The organism is Shewanella sp. FJAT-51649, assembly GCF_019457435.1.
GTDB lineage: Bacteria > Pseudomonadota > Gammaproteobacteria > Enterobacterales > Shewanellaceae > Shewanella > Shewanella mangrovisoli.
Genome location: NZ_CP080411.1, coordinates 486,753 through 505,550, shown reverse-complemented (window position 1 = coordinate 505,550; position 18,798 = coordinate 486,753). Strand labels below are relative to the sequence as shown.

Sequence of the window (18,798 nt, the reverse complement as noted above, 5' to 3'; positions counted from 1 at the left end):
TTCCGAAAGATCCTTGAAACTAAAATAACTGGACCCTGTACCCAAATGACTGTTGCAAATAATGCCAGACCCATTCGTCGCGCGCTGTTAAGCGTTTCAGATAAAACCGGAATTCTCGAATTCGCCAAAGCATTACACGCCCAAGGCGTTGAACTGCTGTCAACGGGCGGCACCGCTCGCTTGTTAGCGGATAACGGCGTGCCTGTTATCGAAGTATCTGACTATACAGGACACCCTGAGATCATGGATGGTCGCGTTAAAACCCTGCACCCTAAAGTGCATGGTGGCATTTTGGCGCGTCGCGGTCTTGATGAAAATGTCATGGCAGCCAACAACATCAATGCAATCGATCTGGTTGCAGTTAACCTCTACCCCTTTGCCGATACCGTTGCTAAAGTCGGTTGCACCTTAGAAGATGCGATTGAAAACATCGACATCGGTGGCCCGACTATGGTGCGCGCTGCGGCGAAAAACCATAAAGACGTGACTATCGTGGTAAATGCGGCCGACTATAACCGCGTATTAGCCGAAATGGCCGCCAACAATGGCAGCACAACTCACGCAACCCGTTTCGATTTAGCGATTGCCGCCTTCGAACACACAGCCGGTTACGATGGCATGATCGCCAACTACTTTGGCACTATGGTTCCTGCACACAGCACTGATGAGTGCTTCGAAGATTCTAAGTTCCCACGCACCTTCAACACCCAATTAGTGAAGAAGCAAGATCTGCGTTACGGTGAAAACAGCCACCAAACTGCGGCCTTCTATGTTGACACTAAAATCGACGAAGCCTCAGTCGCAACTGCCATTCAACTGCAAGGTAAGGCACTGTCTTACAACAACATCGCCGATACCGATGCCGCCCTTGAGTGTGTGAAAGAGTTCAGCGAGCCAGCTTGCGTTATCGTTAAACACGCTAACCCATGTGGTGTTGCACTGGGTAAAGACTTACTCGATGCCTATAACCGCGCCTACCAAACTGACCCAACTTCAGCCTTCGGCGGCATTATCGCCTTCAACGGCGAGTTAGATGCAGCAACCGCTAGCGCTATCGTTGAGCGTCAATTCGTTGAAGTGATTATTGCGCCAGTCGTGAGCCAAGCTGCCCGCGATGTAGTGGCCAAGAAAACTAACGTGCGTCTGTTAGAGTGCGGTCAATGGGATACGAAGACCAAGACCTTAGACTATAAACGCGTGAACGGTGGCCTGCTGGTGCAAGACCGTGACCAAGGCATGGTTGGCTTAGATGACATTAAAGTCGTGACTAAACGTCAACCGACCGAGAGCGAACTGAAGGACTTAATGTTCTGCTGGAAAGTGGCTAAGTTCGTTAAATCTAACGCAATTGTTTACGCTAAAGACGGCATGACAATCGGTGTTGGCGCCGGCCAAATGAGCCGCGTCTACAGCGCTAAGATTGCCGGTATCAAGGCCGCCGATGAAGGCTTAGAAGTGGTTAACTCTGTGATGGCCTCCGATGCCTTCTTCCCATTCCGCGACGGTATCGATGCCGCAGCGGCAGCGGGCATCAGCTGCATCATCCAGCCAGGTGGCTCAATGCGCGATGCTGAAATCATCGCCGCGGCCGACGAGCACGGCATGGCCATGGTGATGACTGGCATGCGCCACTTCCGTCACTAATGCCACCTACAGCCAGCACGCCATGTGCTGGCTGTTTCGTTTATCGCACTCAGTGAACATAAGTATCTAACCAAAAGAATTTAAAACTCAAAGGGATGACTTAACATGAAAGTATTAGTTATTGGTGGCGGCGGCCGCGAACATGCCCTAGCTTGGAAAGCGGCACAATCACCTCAGGTAGAGCTGGTTTATGTGGCGCCGGGTAACGCGGGCACGGCTCTCGAGCCAAAGCTTGAAAACTTAAATATCAGTGCAACTGACATTCCTGCCCTGCTCGATTTTGCTAAAACCAATCAGATCGAACTCACCATCGTTGGCCCGGAAGCGCCGCTGGTATTAGGTGTGGTCGATGCCTTTAACGCTGCAGGTCTGCCCATTTTTGGCCCAACCAAAGCGGCTGCGCAGTTAGAAGGTTCTAAAGCCTTCACTAAGGACTTTTTGGCTCGCCACAATATCCCAACCGCGGGTTATAAAAACTGTACCGAAATCCAAGATGCTAAAGCCTTTGTGCGCGAACTGACGGGCAAGACGGGTTACCCAGTCGTAATCAAGGCCGACGGTTTAGCCGCAGGTAAAGGCGTGATCATCGCCCAAGACCAAGCCGAAGCGGATGCCGCAATCGAAGATATGCTCGCGGGTAATAAGTTTGGTGATGCGGGTTCTCGTGTGGTTATCGAAGAATTCTTAAAAGGCGAAGAAGCCAGCTTTATCGTTATGGTCGATGGTAAAAATATCCTCGCCATGGCGACCAGCCAAGACCATAAAGCCCGTGATAACGCCGACCACGGTCCAAACACTGGCGGCATGGGCGCTTACTCTCCTGCACCCGTTGTGACTCAAAGCGTACACGACTGGACAATTGCCAACGTAATCCGCCCAACGGTGGATGGCATGGCCGCCGAAGGCAATGTGTACACTGGCTTCCTGTATGCGGGCCTGATGATTGCACCAGACGGCAGCGCCAAAGTACTGGAATACAACTGCCGCTTTGGTGACCCAGAAACCCAACCTATTATGATGCGCTTAAAGTCTGATCTGGTTGAGCTGTGTTTAGCCGCCACCCGTGGCGAGCTAGATAAAGTCACCGCCGAGTACGATGCTCGCGCCGCAGTCGGTGTCGTGTTAGCTGCTGGCGGTTACCCAGACGATTACCGCAAAGGCGATGTGATCCAGGGTTTAAGCCTAGGTAATCACGATGCTAAGGTCTTCCACGCGGGTACTGAGATGAAAGACGGCCATGTGGTCACCAACGGCGGCCGCGTGTTATGTGCGACAGCCTTAGGACACACAGTGACCGAAGCACAAAAAGCCGCTTATCTGCTGGTTGATGAAATCCACTGGGATGATGTGTATTTCCGTACCGATATCGGTTATCGCGCCATTGCCCGTGAACAACAGGGCTAAAGGCTAAATCATTCAAAAAAACCGGCTATCAGCCGGTTTTTTTATGCCTTAAAATTGACGACCGTCAATTTTAAGATAATGATTTATATGGAATTTAATCAAGATGCATCTACTTTTACCCAGATTATTCCTATACAATGCTACGCAAATGTTAATTACCTACAAATGCTAAGGACTCTCCATGGAGATTAGACTCATTTCTGCCGCCATCGCCTTAATACTCGCGGGTTGTGGCGGTGGTTCAGAGGACACGGGTAGCACAACACCCCCGCCGAAGCCGCCAGTCCAACCTCCCTCGGTCAGTCAATATACGGCGAGTACCAGTTCAGTCTTAGGTGGCAAACTCGCACCCACCAGTCAAAAGGTCGATGCGGGTAAAAGTGCCAGCTTTAGTGTTCAAGCCGATAATGGCTTTGTGCTGGATAGCATTAGCGGCTGTGGCGGTACGCTAACAGAACTGACTTACACCACTGCGGCGATGAGTGCCGATTGCGCTATCACCCCAAGCTTTATCAGCAATGCTGAAAATGCCATTCGCCATCAAGACCATACCCTTGCCAGCGCCCATGAGCTGATTGATTTCAGTACTGCTGAACTTGCCAAAGTAGATGCTGCCCGCAAAGCGCAAATCACCGAGCTCTATCAAGGCGTGGGTAACAGCATCAGTTGGCATCCGACCCACGATTCCATCACCTTTTCGAGTTTTATGCCGGAAAACACTTTTACCTTACTGCCATCGAATGTGGATGGCAGTGGCGCCAGCGCCGTACGCGGTTTAGTGATGGCGGGCGAACAACAGGGCCAGCGTTATGCCGCCATGGGTGGCAACCTGTTTGCGGTTAATAATTCGGATCAGAGTGATAAGCTGCTGAAAAACCTTATCGGATGGCTAACCAAAGGCGGCGGTCAGCAGGATGGCCTTAGCATAGTCACGGCACAAATGCCGAGCCGTGCCGACAGTTGGTATTTCCCCCATAACGAAGGGATCCGCACTTGGCTAAGCAAGTACTACCCCGATGCTCACAGTATCAATGCCGCCAATAGCTGCGACTACAGTGCCCTTGCCTACTGTATCGATACCTTAAAGCCCGATTTAATCGTTATCAGTGATATTGACCGCGACAACCTAGGTTACGCTGGCATTCAAGCGGCCATCGCTAAAGCCAAGGCCGCGGGAATTCCGCTGCTAGTTTCAAACTACTGGCGTAATCAAAGCCCTATGCTAGCGCCACTCTATCTTGAGATGGGGCTCTCTACCGCGGGTAACTATTGGTCCAAACTCAACGCCGATAATCTGAGTGTGAGCACTATTCTGGCGGAAGATAAAGCACTAACAGAAGTTGAAAAACTACTTGCCAACCTGCGGGAACAACGCTTCGATACGCAAGTCCTCAATGACTGCAGCGGCAACTATTTAAGCTGTAACAGTAGCGCCTTTGTCGAGGCCTTTAAGGCGGGCGCGGATTGGTATCGCAGCAATGCCGAAAGCTTAGATAACAATGATATAGATGCTTTTAACAGCCCTAATTTCAGCTTGATGAAAGCGGGGTTACTGCTCGCCGACAAGTATCGCAGTGAAATCGATTACCCTATCGCCTACACCGAATCCGCCCAGTGGCAGCAAGCCCTGTTTGCCGATTGGACTGTCAGCTACGCCCGCGCCCACAACCTCGCCCAAGCTGACTTAGGTGAGTATGTCACCGACAGAGCCAATCTGAGCAAGGGCAGCAATGCCCATTACGCCTACCCTGCCACAGTGACGGAACGTAAAAGCATCACAGTGCCTTACTCCGGCCAGTGGACAACTACCGGCTGGTACGCCTTACCCGGACAGACCATCACCCTCAGCCGCTTAGATAACACAAACGCGAATGTCGAAATTAAGCTGAATTATCATAGACGCAACACTAACCGCGCCTATGAACAAAAGGTTTATCGCGCGCCATTGGAACTCGCTCAGCAACGCCTCAAGCTCGCCAAAGGGCAAAGCATTGAGTTTTCAACCCCCTATGGCGGCCCCATTTACCTCTATATCAGTGGTGGCGAAGGTGCGCTCAGTGTCGATGTACAAGCCAAGAATGTGGCTAAGCACCCCAGTATTATGGATTTTTCCAATCCCGCGGAAATCACGGCCTTCAATGAGAAGATCCAAAACACTGAGTTGCCCCATGTGGATCTTCGTACCGATGGCGCCGAGCAACATTTGCGCCGCGACCGTTTTATGAATGCGATTGGCGGCAAGATCCCGGATGTCAATGCGCTGCTTAAGAGCATTGTCGAGGATCATATCAACAGCGTGTATACCCTCGCAGGGCTGAAAATCCAAGGTAAGAGCTTAAGTGAATCTCTCCCCTCGGATGTGCTTGCCAGCTGTCAGGCACTGTTTGGCGCCGATTGCACCGATGCTAGTTTGCATACCCGCAGCATCATCCAACACGCTAACTATGACCAAAACGCCCACTGTGGCTCGGGTTGTAGCGGTAATCCATGGGATGCGGCTTGGAATATTTCGCCCACGGGTTGGGGAGATAACCACGAGCTCGGCCACAATCTGCAAACTAACCGTCTAAACGTGCAATATGCCACTGCCGCCAACAGCGACAATTGGACAGGCTATGGCAGCCGCGCGGGGGAAAACTCCAACAATATTTTCCCCTATGTGGTGCTATGGAAAACCCATTATTTGCGTGATGCTAATACCAACACCATCACCGATGGTCATATGAATCACAAAGATCTCTTCTATGTGTTTATGTCCGATGCCGCTGGCACCACTGATACCAGTGGCAAACGTGTGGTCTTCGGCGCCAACTGCAAAGTGCTCGATGCGGGTGAAGACAGATACACAGCCCCTTGGGCCAGCAATGCCTACGCGGTACACAACGGCTATCGCATGGCGTTTTACATCCAAATGGCGCTAAAAGCCCATGGCATGACACTCAGCAACGGCACCAGCCTAAGCAATGGTTTCAATATCTTCACCCTGCTGTACCAGCACAGCCGCATCTTTGGTAAATACGCCAATAATGCCAGCGACTGGGAGGCTAACCGTAGCAAACTGGGCTTTGAACTCTTCCCATACGAAGGCCATAGCGTTTACGGTGGCAAAACGGTGAGGGATATTCCGGGCAATGACTTTATGCTGGTATCACTGAGTAAACTCACAGGTAAAGATTGGCGCAGCCATTTTGATGTGTTGGGCCTGCGTTACTCAAGCCTCGCCGCGGCGCAGGTAACGGCAAACGCCAGCCAAGGTACGGTGCCTATGGGCATGTATGAGCTCGAAACCGATTTACCGCCGGCAAATATGAGCCAAGGTTTAAACTTTATCCCGCTGTCACTTAGCGATGGCAGCACATTGTGGAAGGGCACAGGCTCACCTAGCCAATGTGCTAAGCCTTAAGAGTAATAGATGTCGATAGCCTGACACCTAAGCCCAATCCCCCATAAACCTCGCCTATGCGGGGTTTATTTTTGCCCTAAAGCGTGAGCTAACGCACACAAGTCACCCTTTGGCGGGCGCACTATCTAGACCCAACAAAAATATCAGGGGGTATTTATGGGATATTCGATCAAAGACATTATTTATCAAGGGGAAAAGTCTGGCGTGCACAATTGGCAAACGCTATCGGGACAGAATTTTTATTGGCACCCCGACTGGTTACATATCGCAGAGGATCTGACCGGTCACAAAGCCACCGCCCATATTCAGGCCGATGGCGATAAAGCGACCCAAAGTGAGGCCGAGCAAGCCATAGTGAAACACCTCAACCGCGGCAAATAAGTATTAATGGCCCGACGCAATCGCCTTGCGGGCGATTTTATCGATTAAACCCGGTGCAATCAGCTTTAGCCAGCGCCCGAGTCGGCCGCGTAGCGACGTAATAAGCTGCCGACCTCGGGTCGCGATCACAGGGAGCATCATGTTCGCGCATTGCTCGGCGGTGATAATTTTGGCTTCCTGCATCGGGGATTTACCAAGGGGCTTACCCTCGCCGTCGAGGGCACGCTTATGAATCTGTGATACGACAAAATCAGGACAAATCACAGTCACGGCGACATTATCATCCGCCAGCTCAATCCGCAGCGAATCAAAAAAGCCGATAACCGCGTGTTTAGAGGCGGCATAGCCACTGCGTGTCGGCACGCCCGTTAACCCTGCCACAGAAGCGACCACCACCACCTGACCTTGGCTCGACTTTAAATAGGGCAAAGCGGTATGAGTTAAATACGCAGGACCTAAATAGTTGACTCGCATGATATCTTCGAGCACAGACAACTGATTGAGCTCATCAAAACGTGACCACATGGTCATGCCCGCGTTATTCACGAGAATATCGAGGCGGCCATAATGGGCAATAGTGGCTTGAATTAAGGCTTCACATTGGGAGGCGCTACTGACATCGGCGGCAAACACAAATGGAGTCGGACCATAGTTCGCGATTTCGAGGGCAAGGGAGGCTAAACGTGTTTCATTGCGGGCACTGAGCACCAGTTGGCAACCCACCCGTGCCATAGCGATCGCCAGCGCGCGGCCAATACCTTCTGAAGCGCCCGTAATAATGACTACTTTCCCCGTCAGTCCATCCATAACTATTCCCTTGTTACCAATGTGTTAATTATGCTCCGAGGTAAATTGGCATAATCATCTTAAAAGCGCAATCCCCTAGGCGCGTTGTGCCGCCTGCATATCAAACTGCTGGCAATAACTGGCCAAAGGTTGCGGTCGTCCGATTGCATAGCCTTGAGCGTAGTTAATACCAATCACTTGTAATCTATCGATAATCTCTTGGTTTTCGACAAACTCGGCAACCGTTTCAATCCCCATGACGCGGCATACGTCCTGAATAGATTTAACGATAGCGTAATCCTTGGCGTTGACCGCTAAATTCTTCACAAAACAACCGTCGATTTTGACATAGTCCACCGGCAGTTCACGCAGATAACCGTAGGATGCAAAGCCACTGCCAAAATCATCCAATGCGAAGGAAAATCCGAGTTTACGCAGTTGCCTGAGCATTTCCATGCCACGCTGACGGTTTTGAATCGCCGTAGTTTCGGTGATTTCAAAGCAGACACATTGGCTAGGAATATCGAAAATATGTTGCTGCTGAGCTATGTATTCCACCATGCCTTCGGCGCCTAGGCTATTGCCTGAAAGGTTGATTGAAATACAGTGATCTGGCCACAACTGTGGATTTAACGACAGCCATAAAAAGGCTTTACGTATCACCTCTTTATCGATTTCTGGCATCAGCTTAAAGCGCTCCGCCGCCGCAATAAACTGCGCTGGCGCTAAAATACGACCGCAGGGCTCTTGGATCCTCAGCAGGATTTCCATCCGTTGCCGTTTGGAACTCGCCCCTAAACCGCGGATCGGTTGGTAGTAGAGCAGCAGTTCGTTTTCCTCAATCGCTTGCGCGATACGCACCGCCCATTTTGGTGCGTTACGCTGATAAGTCAGCTCTTTATCTTTATCATCGTAAAAATGGATTTGGTTTGTGCCCTTAGCTTTGGCAGCGATACAGGCAATATCCGCATCCTTGAGCAGCTCCAAGGCATTGATATAAGGCGCACGGCCAAAGGCAACCCCGATACTCAAGCCGACCTTATAGTTACAGTTTTTATCGTGCAACACCTGCAGCGAAACCTGAGCAATGATCTGTTTTAACTGCTGCGCCACAGATAAAGCAGTGCTATCGCAGATCACTAAGCCAAATTCATCGCCCCCGAGGCGGGCTAACAAAGTCTGCGGCCCGAGACAAGATTGAATCGCCCGCGCTACTAAGACCAACATGCGATCACCGGCTGTATGCCCACAGCTATCGTTAATCAACTTAAACTGTTCTAAATCCAGATAACATACCGCGATGCGCTTAGCCTGACTGGCAAACTGCGGTAACTGCTCTTCGAAGGCTTGGCGATTCAATAAGCCAGTAATGCCATCGAAATTTGCGCGTTTTTGCAGCTGACGTTTAAGCAATTCTTCTTGGGTGATATCCCGCAGCACCACCACAGTACCAGTAATTTCTTTATCATGATTCAACACGTTACTGATGCTGCGCTCAATAATCCGTGGCGTGGCGGTTAAAAGCTTGATCTTGGCGACTTGCGGCGTGGTCTCCCCTAAGCGCATACAGTGGAATACGGCTTGATTTAACTGCTCCCCCGCTTTTAATAACGACGCTAAACTCTGACCCACGGCGTAACAACTGGCGACATCGAGTAAGGACTCGGCCTTGGGATTCATGTAGATCACTTTGGCATCGATATCGGTCAGGATCACCGCCTCGGCAATCGACTCCAGAGTCGTTTTACCACGTTCTTTCTGCTGGTATATGCGGGCAAGTAAGCTGTTCACTCGGCTGGCCAACACTTCTAACTCGGCGTTGCCTTCGCCGCTCACAGGGCGATACACGCTAGCCGTAGGGTCGACCAATGCCAACTGCTTCATCATGCTCTTAAAGGGTTTTAACAGGCCTGCGCGCAGCCAAATGTAACCCAACGCCACAATCAACACGCCGAGTAGAATAATCCCCACCGAAACCCAATCGAGGTCGAGCTTTACCTCTTGGAAAGGTTCAGTTGAAAACTGCACCTGCAGATACAAGGGAGTGTTATTCAGTAAACTCGGGATTGGGACGAACCCGACATAATCCTTTGCCTTTGCAAGATTACTGCTGCTCATTTGCACCTGAGTGACTAATGGCACCTGGGCATATTCTAGTAAGTCTTGTGCCGATAACTGGCGCACCAAGAGTACGTATTCTTCGGGGGCGACCGCAACAGCGGTAACAACAAGCCCAACATTCCCAGCAAGATAAGCTCCTGCAAGCTGAGGTTTATCGGCGGCAAGTACCGCACGGGCAATTTCCTGTTGGGTTGGCAAGGCAATGCTGGAGGTATTGGCGAGGACACTGTGCAATTGTCCGCCTTGCAGAATAAACCAATGCAAATTGGCGGATATGGCACTCTCACGCCATGATGATTCGATTGACTCTAGCAGATCGCCATCGACCCGAGACAGAGGCGAAGCGTAGATATTAGTCAGGAAACTTAAGCGGTCGAGATCGATATGAAACTGTTGTTGAACATTGGTCAGCTCATGCTGCACATTGTCTTGGCGCAACAGCTCAACCCTATGGTCGAACCAATAACCGAGGCAATAGGACACAAGCACAACCGCAGGCAGACAAAACCCCGCAATAAATACCAATATTTTGTTGCCTATGCGCATCTTCTACCACGGCTTTCGTAATTAAATTGATTAACGGCTTTACATAGTCCCTTATAGCGCCATGCAACATAGCTTATTTGCAAATAGGATTAAATATCACTTTGCTTTATCCGTTGCTAAAGTAAGCAATAGCATGCATTTAATTGTTTAAAACACCTTTGATTTAGCACAGCTATTCGATAAATAAGTTTCTAAAAGTTAGATGTTAATCAAGATCCTATGTTCTAAATCCGTTTGTAAATACTTTGTTTCCTATATTGTTTTGATTGAGCTGCGCGTTATCGGGCAGTGGACTTCGCGCTTAATCAATCCAGCTCAGCGAAGGAAACACAGCAATAAAAAACGGACCCTAGGGTCCGTTTCTTCTTCAGTATCGCTTACTTATGGTACTGCTTAGATTGAGCATGAACCGCCTTGATAAAGGCACCCGCATGCTCAGGGTCAACGTGCTGATGGATACCATGGCCTAAGTTAAACACATGGCCTGTACCTTCACCGTAGCCCGCCAGAATTTGAGCCACTTCTTCTTCGATACGTGGAATTGGCGCGTACAGCATAGATGGATCCATGTTGCCTTGCAGTGCCACTTTATGGCCTACACGGCGACGGGCGTCGGCAATATCGACAGTCCAGTCTAACCCTAAAGCATCACAGCCCGTTTCAGCCATGGCTTCTAACCATAAACCACCGCCCTTAGTGAATAAGGTCACTGGCACTTGGCGACCATCGGCAAAGCGAGTCAGGCCATCGACAATCTTCTGCATATAACGCAGTGAGAATTCACGGTAAGCCGTGTGCGATAACGCGCCGCCCCATGAGTCGAAAATCATCAGCGATTGCGCGCCGTTAGCAACCTGTGCATTCAGGTACAGAGTCACTGAATCGGCTAACTTGTCGAGTAACATATGCAGCGCCGCTGGCTCTGCGTAGGCCATCTTCTTAATTTTTTCGAAGGTTTTGCTCGAGCCACCTTCAACCATGTAAGTCGCGAGTGTCCAAGGCGAACCAGAGAAACCAATCAATGGCACTTGGCCATTCAGTTCACGGCGAATAGTGCTAACCGCTTTCATCACATAACCCAGATCATCTTCTGGATCGGGAACGGCTAATTTTTTGATGGCATCGATAGTGTCTGTTGGTCGCTCAAAACGTGGGCCTTCGCCCGCCTCAAAATACAGACCTAAACCCATAGCATCGGGAACAGTCAGAATATCGGAAAACAGAATCGCCGCATCCAGCTCGTAACGACGCAGCGGTTGTAGCGTTACTTCACAGGCCAATTCATGGTTTTTGCATAAAGACATGAAGTCACCCGCTTGAGCGCGAGTCGCTTTGTATTCAGGAAGATAACGACCTGCTTGACGCATCATCCACACTGGAGTCATATCAACAGGCTGTTTTAGTAGGGCGCGTAAATAACGATCATTCTTTAATTCTGCCATTTGGCTTGATTCCTAGACTTATTGAGATCCGCTGGGTCGGTAGTTTAGCATTTACGCGAATAATGTAACCAATATGAGCTAATTTATGTGAGCTAATCCCCATCATTGCTGTCCATTTAAGCACTTATCGTCAAAATGCTAGCCAGATAACATACTGTTTATTAATCGAACCCAAAGTCACACTAAGACAGAAAAAAGTTGCGCTGGTTTCCTGCCTTTGGTATAAAAAGTTTGCGCTAGCAAGAACAATCAAGAAGCTCGTCGCATCGAGCCTGCTATATACATTACTCGCCCAACGATAGGTTTCTATCGTTGGGCTTTTTATTTCCGCATTTTTTTATACAAAACAGCTGGTTTGTCCATCTGCCAATTCTCGCAAATCCCAACAAAAAGGGTTGATCCAAGAGCTATTTCTCCCCTACATTAGAGTCATGTCCTGGCACTTAAATGGAATGCATCATGCTGAGAGAACTCGAAAAAGCAGAACAAAAGTGGGGCGGTTCAAATAAGCTTATAGATCAATGGCTAGAAAATCGTCGTAAACTCTTGGTGCATTACTGCCAGATAGCGGGCCTTCCTCCCTATGGGAAAGCCGAAAAATCCCTTCCCTCCTTCGATCATGTGAAATCCTTTTGTGATTTATTAGTCGATTACGTCTCCGAAGGCCATTTCGAAGTCTATGACCAAGTGGTCAATGCCTGTGAAAAGTTTGGCGCCTCGAGCAAAACCTTAGCCCAGCAAGTACTGCCAAAGATCACCCCGACCACCAATGCGGCGTTAGATTTTAATGATAAGTACGCCGAAGCGCAGGATGACCACGTGTTATACCAGCTCGATAAAGATCTTTCCGAACTGGCCCACACCATGGAAACCCGTTTCGAGTTAGAAGATAAATTACTCGAAGTGTTACATAACCAGTATTCAGAGCACGCCCAACAAGCCTAATTAGTGTTAACCGTTATGCGCCGCGAGTCACATGATTGCGCGTCAATAGTGGCAAGTCGCCATCCTTGATAAATGTTTGAGATTGGCATTCACCTCTTAACCAAGCGCTTAGCAATAGAATCCACAAACAAAAAAGCCAGCTTTCGCTGGCTTTTTCATTGTCATATCAATCGATTATACAGCTGATTGAAAGATCACTTGTGATGCTTTCTTAGTGTAAGAATCGATTTGATCGAAGTTCAAGTAACGGTAAGTGTCAGCTGCTGTTGCATCTAACTCTTTCGCGTATTCTTGGTATTCTTCAACCGTTGGCAGACGACCTAACAGGGCTGCTACTGCCGCTAATTCCGCAGAGGCTAAGTAAACGTTAGCGCCTGTACCTAAACGGTTCGGGAAGTTACGGGTAGAAGTCGATACTACAGTTGCACCTTCAGCCACACGTGCTTGGTTACCCATACACAGTGAACAGCCAGGGATCTCGATACGCGCACCCACGCGACCGAAAATACCGTAGTAACCTTCTTCGGTCAGCTGGTCTTTGTCCATCTTAGTCGGTGGCGCAATCCACAGACGTGTTGGCAGCGTCTTAGCGAACTTGTCTAACATCTTACCGGTCGCACGGAAGTGACCGATGTTAGTCATACAAGAACCAACGAATACTTCATCGATTTGTGTTTGCGCAACAGAAGACAGTAATACTGCATCGTCAGGATCGTTAGGCGCACACAGGATTGGCTCTTTGATCTCGTTCAGATCGATTTCGATCACAGCAGCGTACTCAGCATCCTTATCGGCGCTCATCAGCTCAGGATTCGCTAACCACTCTTCCATGCCTTTGATACGACGCTCTATCGTGCGACGGTCACCGTAACCTTCGGCAATCATCCACTTCAGCATAGTGATGTTCGAATTTAGGTACTCGATGATTGGCTCTTTGTCTAACTTAATAGTACAACCCGCTGCAGAGCGTTCTGCAGAAGCGTCAGACAGTTCGAATGCCTGTTCTACTTTCAGGGTTTCTAAACCTTCGATTTCCAATACGCGGCCAGAGAAGATGTTGATCTTGCCTTTCTTCTCAACGGTCAGCAGACCCATTTCAATCGCTTTCAATGGAATTGCATGTACTAGGTCACGTAGGGTGATGCCAGGTTGCATCTTGCCCTTGAAGCGCACTAATACTGATTCTGGCATGTCCAGAGGCATAACACCGGTCGCCGCTGCGAAAGCAACTAAACCAGAACCTGCTGGGAATGAAATACCAATTGGGAAACGCGTATGTGAGTCACCACCAGTACCTACTGTGTCTGGTAATAACATACGGTTTAACCAAGAGTGGATAACACCGTCACCTGGGCGTAAAGATACACCACCACGGTTCATGATGAAGTCTGGCAGAGTGTGGTGAGTATTAACGTCTACTGGTTTTGGATAAGCGGCAGTGTGACAGAATGACTGCATAGTCAGATCAGCACTGAAGCCTAAACAGGCTAAGTCTTTCAGCTCGTCACGGGTCATAGGACCGGTAGTGTCCTGAGAACCCACAGAAGTCATCTTAGGCTCGCAGTATTGACCTGGACGCACGCCAGCAACGCCACATGCTTTACCTACCATCTTCTGAGCAAGGGTGTAACCTTTGCCAGAATCTGCAACGTCTTGAGGACGTACGAATACGTCAGATGCTGGTAAACCTAAAACTGAACGTGCTTTGTCAGTTAAACCACGACCGATGATTAATGGAATACGACCACCCGCACGCACTTCGTCTAACAGTACGTCGGTTTTCAGGCTGAACTCAGAAATCACTTCCTCAGTGCCATGACGCTTAACAACACCAGCGTATGGGTAAATGTCGATCACATCGCCCATTTCCATTTTGCTAACGTCAAGTTCGATTGGCAGTGCGCCCGCATCTTCCATAGTGTTGAAGAAAATCGGTGCAATCTTGCCACCTAAGCAGAAACCACCAGCACGTTTGTTAGGGACGAATGGGATATCATCGCCCATGAACCACAGTACTGAGTTAGTCGCTGACTTACGTGATGAACCTGTACCCACAACGTCACCCACGTAAACTAATGGGAAACCTTTGGTTTTCAGTTCTTCTAATTTCTTGATTGGACCTACGCTGCCCGCTACGTCTGGCTCGATACCATCACGCGCGTTTTTCAGCATAGCTAAGGCGTGCAATGGGATATCTGGACGTGACCAAGCATCTGGTGCTGGTGACAGGTCGTCGGTGTTGGTTTCACCAGAGACTTTGAATACGGTCAGGGTGACTTTGTCCGCTAATTTTGGACGGCTTAAGTACCAGTCTGCATTTGCCCAAGCTTCAACCACTTGTTTAGCATAGGCATTACCCGCTTCCATTTTCTCAACCACATCGTGGAAAGAATCAAACATCAGCAGAGTGTGAGACAAGGCTTTAGCGGCTAAAGGCGCCAGAGCTGGGTTATCTAACTGAGCGATCAGCGGCTCGATGTTATAGCCACCTTGCATAGTGCCTAATAACTCAGTCGCACGTTCGGCAGACAGGATGGGTGAAGTTGCAGTGCCTTTAGCAACCGCATCTAAGAAAGCGGCTTTTACGTAAGCAGCTTCGTCAACACCGGGGGGAATTCGATTTTCTAGCAGGTCAAGAATAACGGCTTCTTCACCAGCGGGGGGATTTTGAACCAATTTAACCAGTTCAGCCACTTGATGTGCATCTAATGGCTTAGGGACTACGCCCTCTGCAGCACGTTCTGCGACGTGTTTACGATATGCTTCTAGCACGGCAACATTCCTCTTTGTTTGGCGCTCTAACAACGAAACTGCACGTCTTCTCAATTGAAGCTGACAGTCCGACATGATCGACCCGTATTTCCGGCCAGCAGTATACTACAGCTTTGCAAAAGTATGAATCAGGTCACACTCGGCGAAAGACGAAATAAGGGCTAAATCCGGAGGTGCAGCTCAACTTACGGCAAGAATAAAACAAGGGAAATTAGACAATAGTTTGAAAACAGACAAAAAACCATAAGCGACAAATAGTTAACATAAGTTAATCAATTTAAAATCGAACGATTATTTTTTTGCTCACAACCGTCAGGTAAGCGTAAATATTTTTAAACTATGCGCTTTTAGACTTTGAAGATGCCAAGCTTAAACATACACTCAAGTTCCCAGAGCATAGCGCTTAGTAATCCTTCCCATCCCTTGGAGTAGTAATGACATCCCTTAGTATTCAAGCTGTTATTTTTGATATGGATGGTGTGTTAATCGATTCAGAACCCCTTTGGCAGCGGGTTGAATATGAAGTGTTATCGGCGCTTGGCGTGCCAGTCACTATCGAAACGATTCAACAAACCACGGGTTTACGCATCGACCAATGTGTCGACTATTGGTATCACAAAGCCCCTTGGACCGATTACGACAATGCTAAGGTCAGCAAAGCCATCGTCGATAAAGTCGCAGAGGAGATCCTGATAACGGGCGAAGCCATGCAAGGGGTTCAGCAGGCGATTGAATACTGCCAAGCCAAAGGCTTAAAGATAGGCTTAGCGACCTCCTCTTTTTACACCATTATCGAAGCCGTACTCAGTAAACTCAGCCTCAGCGATAAGTTTATGGCGGTACAATCCGCCGAAGGACTCACCTATGGCAAGCCGCATCCTGAGGTTTACTTAAATTGTGCGGCCGCCTTAGGAGTCGACCCGCGTTATTGCCTCGCGATTGAAGACTCTTTTAATGGTCTGATCGCCGCCCGCGCCGCCAATATGCAAACCGTCGCCATTCCCGCTCCTGAGCAACGCGGTGAGGCGAAATGGATTGTCGCCCACCACCAAGCCGACAGTCTGTTAGATTTACCGGCAATCTTGGGCTAATCACAACACCAAATTGCGAAAAGCAAAAAGCCAGACATCCGTCTGGCTTTTTCATTTTCAATCCTACCTATGGATTACCAGATTTTCACGCGCTCTTCTGGTTTTAAGTACATCTTGTCGCTCTCTTTCATCTCGAAGGCTTTGTAGAAGGCTTCGATATTGCGCGGTGTGCCCATAGCACGGTAGTGGCTAGGTGAATGTGGATCCGTCAGTAAACGACGACCCAACTCTTCATCACGGTAGTTACGGCGCCATACCTGTGACCAACCGACGAAGAAACGCTGCTCGCCCGTTAAGCCATCGAGCACTGGTGCAGGTTTACCGTTTAAGCTCATCGCATAGGCACGAGCCGCCACAGTTAAACCACCTAAGTCACCGATGTTTTCGCCTAGTGTTAAATCACCGTTCACAAACTTACCGGGCAAGGCTTCATAGCCAGAATACTGCGCCGACAGTTGCTTACCGCGTTTTTGGAACTCTTCACGGTCTTTATCCGACCACCAGTCACGCAGGTTGCCGTCGCCATCGTATTTAGCGCCTTGGTCGTCGAAACCATGGCTGATTTCGTGGCCGATTACCGCACCGATACCACCGTAGTTGACCGCATCATCGGCTTCCATATTGAAGAATGGCGGTTGCAGAATCGCTGCTGGGAATACGATTTCATTGCCGACAGGGCTGTAATAAGCATTCACCGTTTGTGGTGTCATATGCCACTCGGTACGATCGATTGGCTTACCTAGCTTGTTGATCATGTCTTGATATTCGAAGTTGGCGTAACGCATATAGTTACCCACCAACTCATCAGGCTTGATCTCTAACGCTGTGTAGTCTTTCCACTTGTCTGGATAACCAATCTTGTAGGTAAACTTAGACAGTTTTTCTTGAGCCGCGACTTTCGTTTCAGGCGTCATCCACTCGAGTTCATTGATGCTGACTTCGAAGCCCTTGATCAGGTTTTTGATCATGGTTTCCATGCGGGCTTTCGCTTCTGGCTTGAAGTATTGCTTCACATACTCCTCGCCCACTAATTCACCAATGACTTGGTCGGCGCCATCTACAGCCTTTTTCCAGCGTGGTTGTTGCTCTTCAATACCCATTAAGGTTTTGCCTTTGAAGGCAAAGTTAAGGTCAACGAAGTTTTTGCTGAGTAGCTCAGCATAGCTATCCACTAAGTGGAACGTTAAGTAATCCTGCCAAGCAGAAACGGGGAAGGCATCAAAATTAGCGCCTAACTTTTCTAAGTAAGATGGCTGACGCACGATGACTTCAGTCACTTTATCGCCAAGGCCTGCGCTAGTCGTAAAGGCATTGATATCAAACTTGCCAGTCAGCTTTTGCAGCTCAGCACGGCTCAACTTGTTGTAAGACTTGTTAGCATCGCGAGATTCAACGCGGCTCCACTGGCTCTTAGCGATCATCATCTCGATGTCGGCCACGTTTTTCGCCGCGCGTTTGGCATTCTTGTAGCCGGCTTCGGTCAGAATATCGGTCACATATTTCGCCATCGCTTCGCGGGTTGCGGCAAACTTAGCGTCATCTTTGAGGTAGTAATCACGGTCTGGCAGAGTTAAGCCCGACTGACTGATATACACCGCATATTGGGTAGAGTTTTTCGCGTCGTTATTGACGTAGAAACCAAAGGGAATGCCTGAGCCGCTGGTCAGCAATTTGCCCATCACAGCGGGTAATTCGCCGTGGGTTTTCACCGCCGCGATATCCGCCAGCAAAGGATTGAGCGGCGTTACGCCTAAGGTTTCGAGTAAATCGGTATTCATAAAGCTGGCGTTAAAGTCACCGATTTTTTGATTATTAGAGCCAGGAGCAGCATCTTTTTGCGCTGCGGCGGCATCGATGATTTTTTTCAACGCATCTTGGCTTTGATCGTACAGCACAGAGAATGCACCGTAGTTAGACTTGTCGGCAGGGATAGGCGTATTAGCTAACCATTTACCGTTCACGCTGTAGTAAAAATCATCTTGATGGCGAACTGAGGCATCAAAGTTTTGTAATTCAATGCCAGAAACCGCGGCGACTTCAGTTTTAGGCTCGCTGCTGCAAGCGGCTAAACCTAGGCTCAGGGCAATCCCCAGCGCCAGTGTGCTAATCTTCTTCATTGTTTTCCCCAGCTTCCGTTGAGAGTGTTGTTATTTTTTCCTGCAAAACCTTAGCATTTTGCCTAGTTTGGCTGTAGCAAGATTTTGTAAAAGGTTATGACACTTAGTGATATTTGCGCAAACGAGTATAAACAGGATTTTCAGGC

Annotated in this window: 11 protein-coding genes; 6 read left to right on the top strand and 5 right to left on the bottom strand. The window is 49.1% G+C overall.

The annotated features are described in order from the left end of the window. Positions 1-45: 45 nt before the first annotated feature. From purH to K0H59_RS02245, 4 genes are all read left to right on the top strand, one after another. Complete coding sequence (gene purH, locus K0H59_RS02260) at positions 46-1,644, top strand: bifunctional phosphoribosylaminoimidazolecarboxamide formyltransferase/IMP cyclohydrolase (protein WP_220054527.1); 1,599 nt, start codon at positions 46-48, stop codon at positions 1,642-1,644. Positions 1,645-1,749: 105 nt separating this feature from the next. Then, positions 1,750-3,048, top strand: a complete 1,299-nt coding sequence (gene purD / locus K0H59_RS02255; RefSeq protein ID WP_220054526.1) for a phosphoribosylamine--glycine ligase — start codon at positions 1,750-1,752, stop codon at positions 3,046-3,048. 181 nt (positions 3,049-3,229) lie between these two features. Continuing rightward, the gene (locus K0H59_RS02250; protein WP_220054525.1) at positions 3,230-6,451 is read left to right on the top strand and encodes an ImpA family metalloprotease; all 3,222 of its coding nucleotides are present in this window, start codon (positions 3,230-3,232) and stop codon (positions 6,449-6,451) included. 156 nt (positions 6,452-6,607) lie between these two features. Then, complete coding sequence (locus K0H59_RS02245; protein WP_088211897.1) at positions 6,608-6,832, top strand: hypothetical protein; 225 nt, start codon at positions 6,608-6,610, stop codon at positions 6,830-6,832. 3 nt (positions 6,833-6,835) lie between these two features. Here K0H59_RS02245 and K0H59_RS02240 read toward each other — a convergent pair whose 3' ends face one another. From K0H59_RS02240 to hemE, 3 genes are all read right to left on the bottom strand, one after another. Beyond that, positions 6,836-7,639, bottom strand: coding sequence for an SDR family oxidoreductase (locus K0H59_RS02240; protein WP_220054524.1), 804 nt, complete (start codon positions 7,637-7,639; stop codon positions 6,836-6,838). Between the two features lie 75 nt (positions 7,640-7,714). Next, positions 7,715-10,285 (bottom strand): bifunctional diguanylate cyclase/phosphodiesterase, encoded by a 2,571-nt coding sequence (locus tag K0H59_RS02235; protein ID WP_220054523.1) that lies wholly within the window; start codon positions 10,283-10,285, stop codon positions 7,715-7,717. A 377-nt stretch (positions 10,286-10,662) separates the two neighbouring features. After that, the gene (gene hemE, locus K0H59_RS02230; protein WP_011621241.1) at positions 10,663-11,727 is read right to left on the bottom strand and encodes a uroporphyrinogen decarboxylase; all 1,065 of its coding nucleotides are present in this window, start codon (positions 11,725-11,727) and stop codon (positions 10,663-10,665) included. Positions 11,728-12,186: 459 nt separating this feature from the next. Here hemE and rsd point away from each other — a divergent pair, with 459 nt between their 5' ends. Further along, positions 12,187-12,672, top strand: a complete 486-nt coding sequence (gene rsd, locus K0H59_RS02225) for a sigma D regulator (protein WP_220054522.1) — start codon at positions 12,187-12,189, stop codon at positions 12,670-12,672. 174 nt (positions 12,673-12,846) lie between these two features. Here the strand turns inward: rsd and acnB are convergent, their stop codons facing one another. After that, a complete protein-coding gene (gene acnB / locus K0H59_RS02220) occupies positions 12,847-15,444 on the bottom strand; it encodes a bifunctional aconitate hydratase 2/2-methylisocitrate dehydratase (RefSeq protein WP_220054521.1) in 2,598 nt (865 codons plus the stop codon). Positions 15,445-15,878: 434 nt separating this feature from the next. On the opposite strand from acnB, the gene hxpB reads away from it, so the two are divergent. Continuing rightward, positions 15,879-16,535, top strand: a complete 657-nt coding sequence (hxpB, locus tag K0H59_RS02215) for a hexitol phosphatase HxpB (protein WP_220054520.1) — start codon at positions 15,879-15,881, stop codon at positions 16,533-16,535. 74 nt (positions 16,536-16,609) lie between these two features. Here hxpB and K0H59_RS02210 read toward each other — a convergent pair whose 3' ends face one another. Continuing rightward, entirely contained in the window at positions 16,610-18,652 is a 2,043-nt protein-coding gene (locus tag K0H59_RS02210; protein ID WP_220054519.1) for a M13 family metallopeptidase, read from the bottom strand. Positions 18,653-18,798 lie beyond the last annotated feature (146 nt).

What these genes read in the sequence shown, in the direction of transcription:
- purH (WP_220054527.1), top strand. Translation starts at nt 46, where the DNA reads ATGACTGTTGCAAATAATGCCAGACCCATTCGTCGCGCGCTGTTAAGC.
- purD (WP_220054526.1), top strand. Translation starts at nt 1,750, where the DNA reads ATGAAAGTATTAGTTATTGGTGGCGGCGGCCGCGAACATGCCCTAGCT.
- K0H59_RS02250 (WP_220054525.1), top strand. Translation starts at nt 3,230, where the DNA reads ATGGAGATTAGACTCATTTCTGCCGCCATCGCCTTAATACTCGCGGGT.
- K0H59_RS02245 (WP_088211897.1), top strand. Translation starts at nt 6,608, where the DNA reads ATGGGATATTCGATCAAAGACATTATTTATCAAGGGGAAAAGTCTGGC.
- K0H59_RS02240 (WP_220054524.1), bottom strand. Translation starts at nt 7,639, where the DNA reads ATGGATGGACTGACGGGGAAAGTAGTCATTATTACGGGCGCTTCAGAA.
- K0H59_RS02235 (WP_220054523.1), bottom strand. Translation starts at nt 10,285, where the DNA reads ATGCGCATAGGCAACAAAATATTGGTATTTATTGCGGGGTTTTGTCTG.
- hemE (WP_011621241.1), bottom strand. Translation starts at nt 11,727, where the DNA reads ATGGCAGAATTAAAGAATGATCGTTATTTACGCGCCCTACTAAAACAG.
- rsd (WP_220054522.1), top strand. Translation starts at nt 12,187, where the DNA reads ATGCTGAGAGAACTCGAAAAAGCAGAACAAAAGTGGGGCGGTTCAAAT.
- hxpB (WP_220054520.1), top strand. Translation starts at nt 15,879, where the DNA reads ATGACATCCCTTAGTATTCAAGCTGTTATTTTTGATATGGATGGTGTG.
- K0H59_RS02210 (WP_220054519.1), bottom strand. Translation starts at nt 18,652, where the DNA reads ATGAAGAAGATTAGCACACTGGCGCTGGGGATTGCCCTGAGCCTAGGT.